The following is a 15,009-nucleotide window of genomic DNA, read 5'->3' as shown; positions in this document are numbered from 1 at the left end:
TAAAAGGGCTCAACCATATGAATAACATTATTTTTTTTATTAATCACAAACGGAGGGCCATAATTTGGCTATCAAAAGTTTTTCGCATAAAGGGCTTAAGAAATTCTTTTACAACGGAGATGAAAGTGGGTTAAATCCAAAGCACACAAAAATCATCGGGTTCATACTCGATGCTGTAGAAGCATCTCACCACCCTGCTGATTTGAAGGCAATCTATAGAGATAAGTTTCCTGAAAAAAAAGGGTCTGGTAAAGGGGTTTATAGCTTAGAAGTAAATGGTAATTGGCGAATTACCTTTCAAATAACAGATGATGGGGCAGTTTTTCTTGATTATCTCGATTATCACGGAAAATTAATAAAAGCCCGCTAACTTAATTGGGGCATCAAATTCGATGCCGGTCGCCATGACCTAACTCCTTAATTTTTCTGAGTTAAGGGTTGAGAGGGAAATATGGAAAATATGAAAAAAATGAGAAAACCATCACATCCAGGTGCATTTTTCAAACATACAGTTTTGGATGAAAGAAATATATCAATCACATCAGCTGCTGTGAACTTAGGCGTAACTCGAAAAGCTTTAAGTGAATTTGTAAATGGGAAAGCTAAATGTTCACATTCAATGGCTCGTCGTTTAGCTGAAGCAACAGGCACTGGAGTCGGTATATGGATTATGATGCAAGCAAACCTAGATACTTGGGAAGCTGAAAACATGATCATAGATACTGATGTAACTCCTTTTGAAGTGAGACGATTCGCATAATACAAAATCATCATATGTGATAAATTAAAGGCTACTAATCAGTAGCCTTTTTTATACCTGTCAATGTAGTGATATACTCAATTTGGTCACGATTTCTATAATTTTTTCATTAATATTTTCTATGGCACGTTGTGCAACTTAGAAGACTTAAAATTTGTCGCCAATAAGACTTAGCCACAACATATCAAACACCAGCAACCAAAGCGAAAAGATCCCTTTCTTTATATAATCCATCAACAATTTATTTATCTTGAATATGCTGACTCCACCAACCCATAATTTCTATACGCTGATTTATACTGGAGCCGAGGGTCAGGTCTTTCTTTTTGCCTTTTTTAGCCATTTAGGTATTTAGGTATTGTCTTTTACCTAAAAACGCAAGACCTGATAATCATATAGTAAGTTCCTACGATTCACGTTCAAGCCTAGGCTCTATGTTAAAGAGCCGAGGGTCAGGTCTTTCATTTTGCATTATCTTGTTTTTTACTTGCAGAAAACTAATCAAGCAACCCATTTTTATAAACAATAATGGATCTTCTTTCATCATTCATTGAGATAACCTTTTATGACTACTCACAATAATCTTGGGTGGCCATGTTAATTCTTCAGCCTGCATTGAAAATTGTAATCGCAAAGTGGATTTTATATTTGAAAGGGGCAATTCCAACGCTTCAATTTGTGCTAAACGGGTTAGATCAATTTACCCTGAGAGTTGTGTTGAATAAATAAGTTTACCCGCTTGCAATTGGGCAATAGATTGCTAAATTACTGTATTAAATGGGTTGCTTTGTCATTTCAAGTTAAAACCAATATTAGCCAAGCGTGATTGCAGGCAACAAGCAAACATGTCACAACCAGCTAACAAGGCCATTAAATCGAACATAAAAAAGCTGGTTTTTATGGCTGGCGTTGACTATACAAGGAGTTCCATTGAGCATTATCAAACAATCAAGCCTATTTACCGTGTTTCTGATTATTTTCGGTTTTATTCTTCGTTATTACTCTGTTTATAACTTAGGTATAGAGATTAATTTTCTGAGTATTGCTGTAAATGTATTAATTGCAGGTTTAATTGGCGGTGCTGGTTTTTATTTAGGGCAACTTACAGGTAAAGAGTCTTTAGCTATAAAGCACTTAGCGTTATCAGCAGCCTTAGTATTCTTAATATCTCATACCCTAAGTTATTTATTGGGCTTATACCAGATATCTTGGTTTGCATATGTTGCTGTTGTATTTACTGCCGCATTTATTGCAGCACTTCGAATCCCTAAGATATTCAGCAAAGTAAAGTAAAGTAAAGTACAGCTAACAGTCATTAAACTAGGACAAAAACGCAAGACCTGATAATCATATAGTAAGTTCCTACGATTCACGTTTAAGCCTAGGCTCTATGTTATACGCATAGCTAAAACGAGGGCTTGATTAAAGAATGTGGGGTGCAGTGTGATCAAACCAAGATCTTGGCTGCTAATTTAGGAACTCAAACTAACCCACCTTGCTAGTTGCACCAAAAATAGCCAAAAATGCTGCTGTGTTTTGACGCCTTCTTAAAAATGACGAAGATGCAGACAGGCATGGGTAGTTGCTCCTAGGATTGTGAAAACCGCTGCGGCTACTTATCCATTTTAGATCAGGTAAAAAAAGGATAATTATGAACGCCACGTATAGTTTAAAGCCATTAGGACAGCTTGGTGACTTACTAAAAGCGGCAGCACAGGCACATGTTTGTATGTTATTGCCCGTGTACTAATATATTATTTGGAGTAAGTAGTTATTCGAAGTGAAATAATCACGCCATGAATGATAAATTTACAGTTAACTAATACTGGAGATAGAGAACAATGGATAAGTTATGGGATGACGCACAATTTAAAGTAGAGAACCTAATGGTGATGCTTACCGATGCAACGGGTTCAAAGATCGGCGAAGACCTCATAAACGTTCGTACAGGACGCATTGAGATTGCATTTAAAATAGAAGATGTTTCTATTGAATATGGTGGAGATTTTTATAAATTAATTTTAGGAAGTTTAGGGTACATGGCATCCATAAAATTGTCGAAGACTGAAGCTAACAGGTTGGCTAAGCTATTAGAAATAGATATCACTATGTTAGATGAATAAAGAAAGCTCACTGAGGTCAGGTCTTTCTTTTTGCCTTTTTAACCATTCGGATCTTGTCTTTTACCTAAAAACGCAAGACCTGATAATCATATAGTAAGTTCCTACGATTCACGTTCAAGCCTAGGCTCTATGTTATACGCATAGCTAAAACGAGGGCTTGATTAAAGTAGGTGGGGTGCAGTGTGACCAAACCAAGAGCTGGGCTGCTAATTTAGGAACTCAAACTAACCCACCTTGCTAGTTGCACCAAAAATAGCCAAAAATACTGCTGCGTTTTGACGCCTTCTTAAAAATGACGAAGATGCAGACAGGCATGGGTAGTTGCTAATAGGATCGTGAAAACTGCTGCGGCTACTTATCCATTTTAGATCAGGTAAAAACCTGCTTTGGGGTTTGGCATGTAAATGTCGACTTTGTGATTAGGAAAATTACATCATGGCGCAGGTTATTGATAACCTTCTGAGGCGTCGGATATAAGACAGCAGACTGTTATCTTCATTACCCTGTTGATTATTCCATATTGAAAATACTTTTAACTCACTTAGAGAATCATTCGAGCGCGACTCTCACTGCCTTGCGCGTTCTAGTGTTGTAGGCAACACCCCCTCCAGACGAAACCCCAATCCCAGACACCGCCTGGATCACCACTTGATGCGTAACCATTAGTGTAAGACTATTTTGGTCGAGGTCTGCAAGCTTTTGTTGAAGCAACTTGAGTGTTTGATTGCGATCAGCATGCTCTTCAAAAAATGAGTTAAGTCCAGCGAATTTTTCAACTACGCCAAGTTGTAAAAGTTTGGCGGTTTCGAGGCAACGACACCAATAGCTTGAATAAACTTTATCAATCACGATATTCGACTGCTTTAATTTCTGTCCTAATGCGATAGCTTGACTTCGGCCAACGGCATCCAGATTTCGCTGTGTATTGCACTGGTTAATAACAAAATTATCGGGATCGCCAAAACCTGGAGCAGTAGCATGGCGCAGAAATAATACGTTGGCATCGATTTCCTTTAGCTTATCCATAATGGAGTCAACATTTGTGGTGGCGAAGGCGTTCTGCACGCTACCCGATGACATAACAAAAACTAATAATAAATAACGCACTAGCATGTATTTTGCTCCACTGTTGGTTGAAGATTATGATCAATACAGTCCAAAAATATTCGGTTAACCTTTGAAGCAAGTGGTCATAAACTTAATGCTTTTGGTATTAATGAATATAGCCGAGCGTGGAATATTTTTATCGGTAATGTAGAAACAGAGTGCAAACACTCTGTTCAAGAGTTTAAATCAAAGTGAGAAGTTAATTAATAGAATTGGTGTTTTTTATCTGGGTATTAGTCAAGGGGAAGGTTTTTATTACTGCAGTAACATCGCTTTAGTAACAATTTCACAGTGTTACTATCAGAGTTACTTAAAATCTGGAGATACAAATATGATATAACGCTGAATGGCTCTAGAAGACTGTATTTACTGGGGATTATTTTATATTTTTGGGGGGCAAAAACATTTTAAAACAAGAAATTGGTGCGATAGGCATCTTCGAACCCGATGTTTTTAACAATTAAAATCAAATGGTTAATGACAACAATCAGGATTAAAAAATAAAAAGGTTACATTAGAGGTTACATTAAATTAAAGCCACCAGCTCATGATGTAAAATTATGCTATTCAGAGTTGAATCTGCCCCTACTCAAGTTATGGGCTTATTATTTGAATCCAAGAGGCCATTGAATTCAAATTAATATTTTCTGCAAATAAGAATGATAAACAGAAGCAGGTAATAACTGACTACTTTATCTTGCCTAACTACCGACATATATCATGCCGCCCAATATAATTTATATTATTTGATCTTAAAGGAAATTAAATGTAATTAATTTATTATACCCTTCATGGTACCCTGCGATTGTTGGTACATCGTAATATTTGGACCATCTTTAAAGAACAGGTAAGAAAACCTTGATCAAACCTTTCCACCCACTCCCTTAAACTTCTCAACAAAGGTAGCGATTTTCTGAAATACGTTTTGTTTTTTAGTTTTGTACTGCGGATTGAGAGGACTCATTTTAGGTAATGTCGAATTCAGCTCTGTGCCGTTTTCAGTCGCATATTCTCGTTTTAATGATGATGTGATATAGCGTTTAGCCGCATCTTCATTTAAGTTTTCTTCGCCAATTAACGCTTCCGCTTCACGCTTTTGTTCAGCTTGGGAAAATTTAAAGAATACATCAATGATACTCGCCTTATCGATAATATCGTCTAAGTTGGTTTGATTAATAAAATCAACAATCAAACTTTCTTTGGCTCGGTTACCAAGACTAGCACGAATTAATCGACGTACTTCTTCAATTAGCTCAGCCTTACTTTTATTCTTTTTATGGTGCTCAAAAATTAGCTCAAGAATGTAATCTAAGTTGATCTCTTGAGACTTAAGTAGGTCAATTTCAAAAACCACATCATCCCAATCAATATTGGACTCTTCTTCTTGATTTGCGGCTTTCTTATGTCGTAACCAATCACGCGTATCGTTATAAGTTGAGCGATAGTCTTGAATTATACGATCTGAAGGCACATCGACATCTTGTAAAGCGGCTAAGTCATCATCGTCCAGGTAATGCTTATCTTTAAATATTTCGATTGCCTCTGGGTCATCCATGTCAATATTTTGCAAGGCTTTTAAACCAGCAAATTCATCATAGTTTTGCAGTATATTTTCAACACGTAAATACTCACCAAATAACTTAGCGAAGTCTTTCTTATCTTGCTCTTTTTCAATCTCGTCAGGATTCGGGAAGCGTGTTTGTAGTTCTGCTACCACTTCTAAATAGCCTCTTCGAGCATTCCCTGTTACTAAATCAGTAAAGCCTTCCATGTATTCTTTATAGCTTTTTTCAAGTACTACATTTTTAGTATTTTTATCGCCAAATAAGGTAATAGCATCAACGGTGGCGAGCTCTAAGTCACGGAAGGTAACGATATTACCAAAAGTCTTAGTGGCGTCATATATACGGTTAGTGCGCGAGAATGCCTGCATTAAGCCATGGTAACGCAGGTTCTTATCAACAAACATGGTGTTTAACGTTGGAGCATCAAAACCAGTCAAGAACATACCTACGACAATAAGCAGATCTACTTCTTGTCTTTTTACTCGTTGGGCTAAATCGCGGTAGTAGTTCTGGAACCCCTTACTATCGACACCAAAGTTGGTCTTAAAGCTAACGTTATAATCATCAATGGCACTGCTGAGAAACTCCTTCGCACTGCTATTCATGGCTGAGGTATCAAAGCTTTCATCGAGGATTTCACCAATGGCATCTTGTTCCTCGTTGGCAGCAAAAGAAAAGATGGTAGCTACCTTAAGCGGGTTTTTACTGGCTATGTCTGATTCACTTTCACTTTGTAGTGTACTAAAGCACTCGTAGTAAGCTTTAGCTGCATCGACACTACTAACGGCAAACATAGCGTTAAAGCCTTTACCTCCAGCCTGTGAACGGTGCGTTTTTTGACGGAAGTTATTTAATATGTACTTGGATATTTCACGAATACGATCTTTATGCAAGAAGGCTTTCTTCTTATCGAGTGCGGTCAGTTTTTTCTCATCGGTTTCTGTTTCAATTACTTTAAACTGTGGATGTACATCGTTGTAGTCAACTTTAAACTTCAGTACCTTTTCATCACGAATAGCATCGGTAATGACGTAAGAGTGCAGCTCTCGACCAAATACGCTGCCCGTTGTTTCTGCACCCAGTGCGTTCTCTGGGAAAATTGGTGTGCCAGTAAAACCAAACTGATAATACTTTTTAAATTTCTTCTTAATATTTTTTTGTGCTTCACCAAACTGGCTACGATGGGCCTCATCAAAAATAAATACCACCTGTTTATTGAAAATAGGTAAGTCGCTTTCAGTTTTTATTAAATTATTGAGTTTTTGAATGGTAGTAACAATGATTTTGTTATCATCTTTATCAAGGTTGCGCTTTAACCCTGCGGTACTGTCAGAACCATTTACACTGTCTGGCGAGAAACGTTGGTATTCTTTCATTGTTTGGTAGTCAAGATCTTTACGATCTACAACAAAAAATACTTTATCAACAAAATCAAGATCGGTGGCTAAACGTGCAGCTTTAAAGCTGGTTAGCGTTTTACCTGAACCAGTGGTGTGCCAAATATAACCGCCGCTCTCTGTCTTACTCCATGTTTTGGCTTGATAGGCACTTTTTATCTTCCACAAAATACGCTCAGTAGCGGCGATCTGGTAGGGACGCATCACTAGTAAGGTATTGCTTACATCAAATACTGAATAATGAATAAGCACATTTAACAGTGTGTTTTTTTGAAAAAATGTGGCGGTAAAATCTTTTAAGTCTTTAATCAGCGCATTATCAGACTTTGCCCAATTCATGGTGAAGTCGAAGCTATTTTTATTACGCTGAGTGGTATTAGCAAAATAACGACTGTCAGTCCCGTTTGATATTACAAACAGTTGTAAGTATTTAAATAGTGAGTTGCCGGTATTAAAACTTTCTTTGCTATAGCGATGCACTTGGTTAAAAGCTTCTCGAATTGCCACACCACGCTTTTTGAGCTCTATTTGTACTAATGGTAGACCGTTAACCAAAATCGTCACATCGTAGCGATTCGCCTGTGATCCGGTTTGTGCAAATTGTTTTATAACTTGTAGTTTATTGCGTGTAATATTATTCTTATCTAACAGATAGATGTTTTCAATGTGACCATCATCAAATACAAAATCAAAAATGTAGTCATCATGAATTTTTCGCGTTTTATCTAAGCTATTATCACTTGGCTTATCTAAATATTGCTCAACAAAGCGTAACCATTCACCGTCCAAAAATTCAACGTTATTCAAGGCTTGCAACTGAATTCGCACATTGGTTAGCATTTTTTCGGGCGAGTTTAAGCCTGGCACATAGTCATAGCCTTGGTTTTGTAAGTCTCTGATAAATTCGCGTTCTAAATCATCTTCACTTTGATAGCTTTCGTTTATTTGATCATCTTTGGAATATTTATCCAAGACGATAAAGTTATTTGATTCTGCGATGGTTTTGTAATCTGTCATCCTTAACTATCCTTTTTGCCCAGCAGCTTTTTCACTTCGCGATCAAAGTCTGATTCAATGTGCTGCTGTTTGTTGAATTTTTCATATTCGGCAAAGGCTTTTTGTTCTGCTTGTTTACGTGTCACGTTGCCGTAACCTTCTAACATTTCATACTCATTGAAGCTCAGGAATTTATTGACACTGTCGGCAAAGCCTTCCATGGTGAAGGTGTTACGTCTTTCAATAATGCCTTCGATATAATCAAAAAAGGCCGATACTGCACGTTCTAGCTGTTTGATCTCTTTTTCTGATAGATAGTTTTTGGCCACCTTTGAATCAGACTTTATTACACGGCCATCGGGGGCATTTTTGTACGTGTTCATCCCCATAAGGGGCTTGCTGGCATCAGCTTTGAGAGAGATAAGCTCTGCTGCCGTGTGACCAGTGATGGCAAAATGAAACTTGTCTTGTACATGAGCATAAAACAAACGAGTTGTATTTGATTTAGGATCGTAATCGAAACTACACTCGGAAAAAATATCAGTAATTTGTTGATAGATGCGACGTTCACTGGCGCGAATGGAACGCACTCGCTCCAGCAGCTCTTTAAAGTAATCTTTGCCAAAATAGCGCCCGTTTTTCAGGCGCTCATCATCCATAGCGAAGCCCTTGATGATGTATTCTTTAATTAGCGCTGTGGCCCAAATCCTAAATTGTGTTGCCTGAGTCGAGTTAACCCGATAACCTACTGAGATCACCGCATCAAGGTTGTAGTATTTGATCTTGTTAGTCTGTGTTTTACCAGCGATAGCACCGTGTTCAGTGGTATTTTCCAAAATGGAAACAACCACTTCTTCCTGTAATTCTTCGCTCTCAAAGATATTTTTCAAATGTTTAGAAACTGCTGGCACGCCCACTCCGAACAGCTCCGCCATACGCTTTTGGGTAAGCCATAGGGTTTCATTGTTAAGCAACACTTCGATTTTTACATCGCCATTAGGGGCAGTATAAAATAGGAACTCTGTCGTTTGGTCTTGTAGGGTCAGACTGTTATTGGCCATTTTGCGCCTCCTGCTTCCAGAATCTATATTCATTGCTTAAGAAGTTAACGAGCTCTTCTAGCTTTTCTTTATCGTGTGGCTCGACTTCTCCTGTTTCTTCTCCCGCATGTGCTGAATGACTGGAAAGATTAAGAATTCGATTAGCAAATGGATCTGGGTTGCCGTCATCTGCTTTAGGAAGAAGATCTACCCAACCTTTATAGCCCAAAAATGTTGCGGTTTTCTCCAATATATTTCTTAGAAAGCTAAAGTGATATTTTCTTATTTGGTCAATTTTAATAGCTTCCTTAATCTCGGATAGAAGAAGCAAATGATATGAAAAAGGTGTCTTACTTCCCAGCTCAGTGAATACAAACGTGTCGTCAGCCTTTTTATCCAAACGCAACTTTTGGGACTTATTAGGTTTATAAATCCACTCAATCGTTTCAGCAGTGGGGTCTTTAGCTAGTTTGTTATTAAACTCATTAGAGAGAACATTATAAAACAGAGGGCTATGTGTCGTGATGATGAATTTCAAGTCAGCTGAACTGGATTTCACTAACCTCGCCAAGTCAACTGCAAGCTCAATTAGATGATTGTCATCGAGAGAACTTACAGGATCATCAATGAATACATACTTTAAATTATTAAAATCACTGGTGCTTCTGTTTTCTTCAGAGCTACTGAGCTCTTCTATAATCAGATCTAAAAAGCTGTAAAATATGCTCCAAATGAGATTGCTTTCTTCACCTTTAGAAATCTTAATCGGGGCACCTTGCTCATCACCTAATATTGTAAAGGAGATTTCTGAGAAGTCCGTACTAAATATAGGCTCTATCTTGCTACTCGTTAATCTCTTAAAGTGGTCAATAATTGTTGGACCTTGCCCTTGATCTTCCAGCACCCATTTGGTGAACGCATTAGGATTAATTTTTAACTTCCTATCTTCATCACCAGTTAAATCATTGTCCCAATAAAACAGGTCTTCGGTGAAGGCGTTGTAGTAAAGAATATTCTTGCGAGATAGCTCTGACCCTTCCCCATCATCTTCCTCTTCGGTATCAATATCAGCTTCCAGCAGTTTTTTGAATTCTCCCGAAAGGCGGGTTTTTCCTGTGCCGTTAAAGGCATAGAGCAACTGTACTTTCTTTTGGGAGTCTTTTAGGTCTTGTGCAATTTCGCTTAATTGTTTCCCCATGCTACGCCTCCTCCGTCATTTCTAATTTAGGAAAGTTAAGTAACAGATCACGGTAGTATTCGTACTGCTTTTGACGCAGCTCAATCTCACGAGGAAGACCTTCACTTCTGGAATTGGTGAACGTGTCGAATTTATCTAAGATAGTGACAATGCGAGCTTGTTCAGTAAGTGATTTTTTGGAATCGTTTGGATATGGAATAGGAATTCGTACTTTTGAAATCCCATCGATTAGCAATCTTTTAACTTTCCCTCGACTCACATGCTTAGTTTTCTCCGCAGTAAAGTCTTCGGTTTGTAGGCAATAAGATAAATATTTCGGATTTAATGAGTGACGGATAGCGTAGCTATCATCATGAATAGCTACTTTTTCTTCACCCAACCAAGCAACAGCCTTACCAACATCTTCGATAGTTTCACCTACACTGGCCACAATGACGTCATTAGGCTCTGCATAGCGAAGTGATTCTGCTAAATTAGCTCGAACCTGTGAAATCGCACTTGTAGATGAAGTACCGTAGTGAGTATAAATTTCACCGTAATGGATAACCTTAACACCACCATCTGCCACGTAATCTTTTTTAGTAAATCGTTTTCCTCGAATAAACTCGCCAAGTTCACCTAATGGCTTCCACTCAACTTCCGCTTCCTCAAAACTCAGCAACTGCTCGCGGTAGTAACTGTACTGCTTTTTTCGTGCGTTAAGCTCGGTTGTTAGCTCGATTGTCATTGTGGTGAACAAGTCCAAAATCCGCACGATTTCAGCCTGTATTTTGAGCGACTTTTCTGGGTTTTCTGGGCATGGAATCGGGATTAGCGTTTCTTTTGCAGTCGACCAATGCCGTTTATAGCTAAGTTCTTTTCTGTAAAAATTAAGGAATGCGTAATAGATAAACTTTGTGTTATCAGAGCAACTCTTCAGGATCTTGAGTCCGTCAGCCCCTTGAACAAAGGCAAAATCCACATATTTTATGTGTTCAGAATGATCACCAAAAATCACATATTTATCGCATTCTATTGGACTAACATTTAGGTCAGTAAAACCAGCTATATATCCAGCACCCTGATCAATGATAGGAATGCTTCCTGTTAAGCAGTAATCATTCTTCTTTAGCTTGGATGGAGCCGTTACTGTTGTAACAATTTCGCTTAACTCTTTCCATTCTACTGCAACACCATCCAGCAGCTTTTCCATAAAATTCAAATTGCTCATACTTTAATCTCAGCAATAATGGCATCAATATCTGTACGCAACCCATCAACCTTGGCCACGGTTGTCGCTATTTCGCTGTTGAGTTGAGTGATATTTATATGCTCACGAGTGTCTTTGGCTTTGACGTGAGAACTAACTGAAAGGTTGTAGCCCCCCTCAGAGATCTTGCTGTTATCAATTTGCGCCGCCACATGGTCAACATTGGCTTTGTTGTCGAAGAGCTTCATCACTTCGTCGATGTGCTTGTCGTGCATCACGTTGTTGCTGGTCTCTTTTTTAAAGAAATTCTCACCGCTGGCATCGATAAACTGTGTAGTAGTATCGGTCTTACTTTTAGATAGCACGAGGATGTTCACCGCAATGGTGGTGCCGAAGAACAGGTTAGGTGCAAGCGATATCACTGTTTCTACGTAGTTGTTATCAATAAGATATTGGCGGATTTTTTGTTCCGCACCACCACGATAAAAAATACCAGGGAAGCAGACAATCGCGGCACGACCTTTGCTAGATAGGTAATTTAAAGCATGAAGTACAAAGGCGAAGTCGGCTTTGGATTTTGGCGCTAACACCCCCGCAGGTGCAAAGCGATCATCGTTAATCAAGGTTGGATCATCAGAGCCAATCCACTTAACCGAGTAAGGTGGGTTAGAGACAATAGCGTCAAAGGGTTTGTCATCACCAAAATGTGGTTCTATTAGGGTATTACCCAGCTGCATATTGAATTTGTCGTAATTGATGTTGTGTAAAAACATATTCATACGCGCAAGGTTAAAGGTGGTGTGGTTGATTTCCTGACCAAAAAAACCATCTTCAATGATGTGTGCATCAAAGTGTTTTTTAGCTTGTAACAAGAGAGAACCTGAACCAGCGGCAGGGTCATAAATTTTATTGACGCTAGTTTGCCCATGCATAGCCAACTGAGCAATCAGCTTAGACACATGTTGCGGGGTAAAAAACTCTCCCCCAGATTTTCCCGCATTGGCGGCATAGTTTGAAATGAGAAATTCGTAAGCGTCGCCAAACATGTCATTTTCATTATCTTCAAACTGCTCAATATTAAGCCCTGCTACGCCTTTTAACACTGCGGTCAAACGAGTGTTCTTATCCTTAACCGTGTTACCTAGGCGGTTACTGGTGGTGTCAAAGTCGGCAAACAGACCTTTAATATCCATTTCAGATGGGTAGCCATTAGCGGAGCTTTCAATAGCGGAAAATATAGTGGCTAAATCGGTGTTTAAATTTTCGTTTTTATTAGCGCCTTCTGCAATTTTGGTAAATAACTGGCTTGGGTAAATGAAATAACCCTTGGTTTTAATCGCATCGTCTTTGATTTCAAGAGTGATCACATCATCCGGAAGTTCTGAATAGTTGATACTCTCATCTCCGCCTTCAATGTAGGTTGCAAAGTTTTCACTAATAAAGCGATAGAACAGCGTGCCAAGTACGTACTGTTTAAAGTCCCAGCCGTCTACCGAACCTCGCACATCGTTGGCAATTTTCCAGATTTGGCGTTGAAGATCGGCGCGTTGTTGGGTACTTGTCATTGTGAAATTCCTGTTTTAATTCGTCTGGATAGCGACTAACTTTTTCTGCTTGATATTATAACTAGCTGATGAGCTTCAACCTAATAACTTATCACAAAAATAATAACCATATAGACTTAAGTATTTAGAAAGTATTGGAAAAGTCATCAAACATTGCGTTAGCTAATATCTGCTTTATTCCAATGCCTTTTTATTGTCGCAATCCCCAAACCTAATGCTTCAGCTGCTTTTGATTGAGATAATCCCTCAGCTTTCTTTGCTTGAACTGAACGCGTTGTTGCGTGGGCTTCTGGTCTGCCCAGCTTTTTCCCTTGAGCTTTAGCTCGTTCAAGTCCTTCTTTTGTTCGCTCTCTAATTCGGTTTCTCTCAAATTCAGCAAAAGCCGAAAACATTTGCAACATCAACTTACCCTCAGCACTGGAAAGATCTGCTACGGGGAGATCAAGGCAAGCAATCTTAATGCCTTTATCCGTAAGCATATTGATTGTGTTTTGTACGTCTATGTTATCTCGGCCTAAACGGTCTAGCTTTAAGACAACCAACATATCGCCACGTTCTATCTGGTGATTGATTAGCATCTTAAATTTATCCCGCTTCATTGCTTCAACAGAACCTGAAACCGTTTCGCTGATAACACGAGAATCATTCACCTCATACCCTTTCTGACGGATAGCAATAATTTGATTCTCAGTTGTTTGTTCTGTTGTGGAAACACGACAATAGGAAAATATACGCATTAGTCTCTCACTCTTATATAAGGTATCAAATATGGGGGTATCATATAATTAAAGCATCATAAAGTCCAAACCCTACTTTTTTGATACCATTTTTTAATATGGCTAACTGGTATCAATATACGAGTGTTTATTGATACCAGATAATCAGGCTAATTTAATGGATTTTATTTTTTAGCCGTCATTTCTTGGAATTGCTTAAATTGCTTAAATTGCTCTTCCATATCTGAAGAGGTACTGTCAGCTGGCTCGGCTAATTTACGCAATAGTTCGGCTTGTTTGTAATCTGGCACATCACCATAACTATAAAAGCTGGTCAATACGCTTTCATGCCCTAAGTTTTGGCTCCATGCTTTAAACTCTTCAGGCGTCCGGCAAAGATTTTCACCTAGCCTTACCAAAGTATTACGGAAGCTGTGAGGATTAAAATTAGACAAACCAGCTGCGTCAAAAGCTTGTTTGAAGACCTTGCGGATTGGACTTGCATTACTCCAATGATCTTTAAGTAAACCAACAACTTCAAATTGCTGATTTTTGTTGTGTCCCAACTTGGTTTTTGGAAACAACGGATCATTTTCCTTATACCCAAGATCTTTAATCAAATACTCAATCCATTCCGTAACAATCTTTGATGGCAACTCACCCACAGGAAAAAAGTAAGTGGTGAAGGTTTTGCTAAACTTTGTATTTACTTCCCTTGCATCCTGATAAAAGCTTTGGTCAGCAATATCAATGTGTTTAATCTTGACTGAAGCGACTGCACCATCCCTTGCACCGGTTAGAATAACAAAGGCAACTAAAGCTCGATCACGCATTTCAATCTCAGTTGAGCAAGGCATAACTTCCAAGGTTTGCATGATCTGCTCAATTGTCGCCACATTCCTTTTGCGCTTGGCATTGGCAATGCGAGTATCTTTTTCAGACAAATTGAAATATTCAATATCGCTGTAGTTGATTTTTGCGCGATACCCTTTTTGTGTGCCGAGATATTGGAATAACATTTTTAAGTGGCGAGTTGCAGTAAGCACCGTTGCCTTACTTAACTTTTCCCCAGTCACAATTGATTTTTGAGCAAGAAGGTGTTTCTTAAACCCAATAGCATGCTTTGCCTTAAACTTGTTGAAATCAAGATAACCCGTGTATTCTTCAAAGCGATTAATTGATTTCATTGCACCATCAATTGTTGAATGATCTTGGCGTTTTGCATCCCTCAAATACGTCATGTACTCATGCAAAATACGAACATTATTTGTATTAGTTTTTTTCATCATCAGATACCTTGTTTAAAGGATAATTTAAGAGGGTCTTTTCACTCAGGATTAAGTGCTTTTCAGC

12 protein-coding genes are annotated in these 15,009 nt (G+C 38.5%); 4 read left to right on the top strand and 8 right to left on the bottom strand.

Annotation, left to right across the window (positions count from 1 at the left end; genetic code table 11):
• Positions 1–64: 64 nt before the first annotated feature.
• The 4 genes from ACJAZP_RS13410 to ACJAZP_RS13395 all read left to right on the top strand — a co-directional run bounded on the left by ACJAZP_RS13410 (position 65) and on the right by ACJAZP_RS13395 (position 2,883).
• Positions 65–370 (top strand): type II toxin-antitoxin system RelE/ParE family toxin, encoded by a 306-nt coding sequence (locus tag ACJAZP_RS13410; protein ID WP_415231248.1) that lies wholly within the window; start codon positions 65–67, stop codon positions 368–370.
• Between the two features lie 81 nt (positions 371–451).
• The gene (locus ACJAZP_RS13405; protein WP_415231247.1) at positions 452–760 is read left to right on the top strand and encodes a HigA family addiction module antitoxin; all 309 of its coding nucleotides are present in this window, start codon (positions 452–454) and stop codon (positions 758–760) included.
• A 930-nt stretch (positions 761–1,690) separates the two neighbouring features.
• Entirely contained in the window at positions 1,691–2,053 is a 363-nt protein-coding gene (locus tag ACJAZP_RS13400; protein WP_415231246.1) for a hypothetical protein, read from the top strand.
• 548 nt (positions 2,054–2,601) lie between these two features.
• Positions 2,602–2,883 (top strand): hypothetical protein, encoded by a 282-nt coding sequence (locus ACJAZP_RS13395; RefSeq protein ID WP_415231245.1) that lies wholly within the window; start codon positions 2,602–2,604, stop codon positions 2,881–2,883.
• Positions 2,884–3,432: 549 nt separating this feature from the next.
• Here the strand turns inward: ACJAZP_RS13395 and ACJAZP_RS13390 are convergent.
• The 8 genes from ACJAZP_RS13390 to ACJAZP_RS13355 all read right to left on the bottom strand — a co-directional run bounded on the left by ACJAZP_RS13390 (position 3,433) and on the right by ACJAZP_RS13355 (position 14,942).
• Positions 3,433–3,996 carry a histidine phosphatase family protein gene (locus ACJAZP_RS13390; protein WP_415231244.1) on the bottom strand — a complete coding sequence of 188 codons (564 nt, stop codon included), beginning with the start codon at positions 3,994–3,996 and terminating at the stop codon, positions 3,433–3,435.
• A gap of 856 nt (positions 3,997–4,852) precedes the next feature.
• Positions 4,853–7,969, bottom strand: a complete 3,117-nt coding sequence (locus ACJAZP_RS13385; RefSeq protein WP_415231243.1) for an HsdR family type I site-specific deoxyribonuclease — start codon at positions 7,967–7,969, stop codon at positions 4,853–4,855.
• 2 nt (positions 7,970–7,971) lie between these two features.
• Positions 7,972–9,009, bottom strand: a complete 1,038-nt coding sequence (locus ACJAZP_RS13380) for a virulence RhuM family protein (protein ID WP_415231242.1) — start codon at positions 9,007–9,009, stop codon at positions 7,972–7,974.
• Positions 8,999–10,186 carry an AAA family ATPase gene (locus ACJAZP_RS13375; protein WP_415231241.1) on the bottom strand — a complete coding sequence of 396 codons (1,188 nt, stop codon included), beginning with the start codon at positions 10,184–10,186 and terminating at the stop codon, positions 8,999–9,001. Before ACJAZP_RS13375 ends, ACJAZP_RS13380 begins: the two co-directional genes overlap by 11 nt.
• A 1-nt stretch (position 10,187) precedes the next feature.
• Positions 10,188–11,396 (bottom strand): restriction endonuclease subunit S, encoded by a 1,209-nt coding sequence (locus tag ACJAZP_RS13370; RefSeq protein WP_415231240.1) that lies wholly within the window; start codon positions 11,394–11,396, stop codon positions 10,188–10,190.
• Complete coding sequence (locus tag ACJAZP_RS13365; RefSeq protein ID WP_415231239.1) at positions 11,393–12,940, bottom strand: type I restriction-modification system subunit M; 1,548 nt, start codon at positions 12,938–12,940, stop codon at positions 11,393–11,395. Before ACJAZP_RS13365 ends, ACJAZP_RS13370 begins: the two co-directional genes overlap by 4 nt.
• Positions 12,941–13,098: 158 nt before the next feature.
• Positions 13,099–13,677 carry a recombinase family protein gene (locus tag ACJAZP_RS13360; RefSeq protein WP_415231238.1) on the bottom strand — a complete coding sequence of 193 codons (579 nt, stop codon included), beginning with the start codon at positions 13,675–13,677 and terminating at the stop codon, positions 13,099–13,101.
• 164 nt (positions 13,678–13,841) lie between these two features.
• Complete coding sequence (locus ACJAZP_RS13355) at positions 13,842–14,942, bottom strand: tyrosine-type recombinase/integrase (protein ID WP_415231237.1); 1,101 nt, start codon at positions 14,940–14,942, stop codon at positions 13,842–13,844.
• Positions 14,943–15,009: the final 67 nt, after the last annotated feature.

The sequence above is a fragment of the Psychromonas sp. genome (assembly GCF_047632955.1).
Taxonomy (GTDB): Bacteria; Pseudomonadota; Gammaproteobacteria; order Enterobacterales; family Psychromonadaceae; genus Psychromonas.
Note: the sequence above shows the minus strand (reverse complement) of the source record. Positions and strands in the feature narration are given on the sequence as shown.

Coding starts and splice junctions, on each gene's coding strand:
- ACJAZP_RS13380 (WP_415231242.1), bottom strand. CDS start 9,009: ATGGCCAATAACAGTCTGACCCTACAAGACCAAACGACAGAGTTCCTA.
- ACJAZP_RS13360 (WP_415231238.1), bottom strand. CDS start 13,677: ATGCGTATATTTTCCTATTGTCGTGTTTCCACAACAGAACAAACAACT.
- ACJAZP_RS13375 (WP_415231241.1), bottom strand. CDS start 10,186: ATGGGGAAACAATTAAGCGAAATTGCACAAGACCTAAAAGACTCCCAA.
- ACJAZP_RS13405 (WP_415231247.1), top strand. CDS start 452: ATGGAAAATATGAAAAAAATGAGAAAACCATCACATCCAGGTGCATTT.
- ACJAZP_RS13385 (WP_415231243.1), bottom strand. CDS start 7,969: ATGACAGATTACAAAACCATCGCAGAATCAAATAACTTTATCGTCTTG.
- ACJAZP_RS13365 (WP_415231239.1), bottom strand. CDS start 12,940: ATGACAAGTACCCAACAACGCGCCGATCTTCAACGCCAAATCTGGAAA.
- ACJAZP_RS13370 (WP_415231240.1), bottom strand. CDS start 11,396: ATGAGCAATTTGAATTTTATGGAAAAGCTGCTGGATGGTGTTGCAGTA.
- ACJAZP_RS13390 (WP_415231244.1), bottom strand. CDS start 3,996: ATGCTAGTGCGTTATTTATTATTAGTTTTTGTTATGTCATCGGGTAGC.
- ACJAZP_RS13395 (WP_415231245.1), top strand. CDS start 2,602: ATGGATAAGTTATGGGATGACGCACAATTTAAAGTAGAGAACCTAATG.
- ACJAZP_RS13355 (WP_415231237.1), bottom strand. CDS start 14,942: ATGAAAAAAACTAATACAAATAATGTTCGTATTTTGCATGAGTACATG.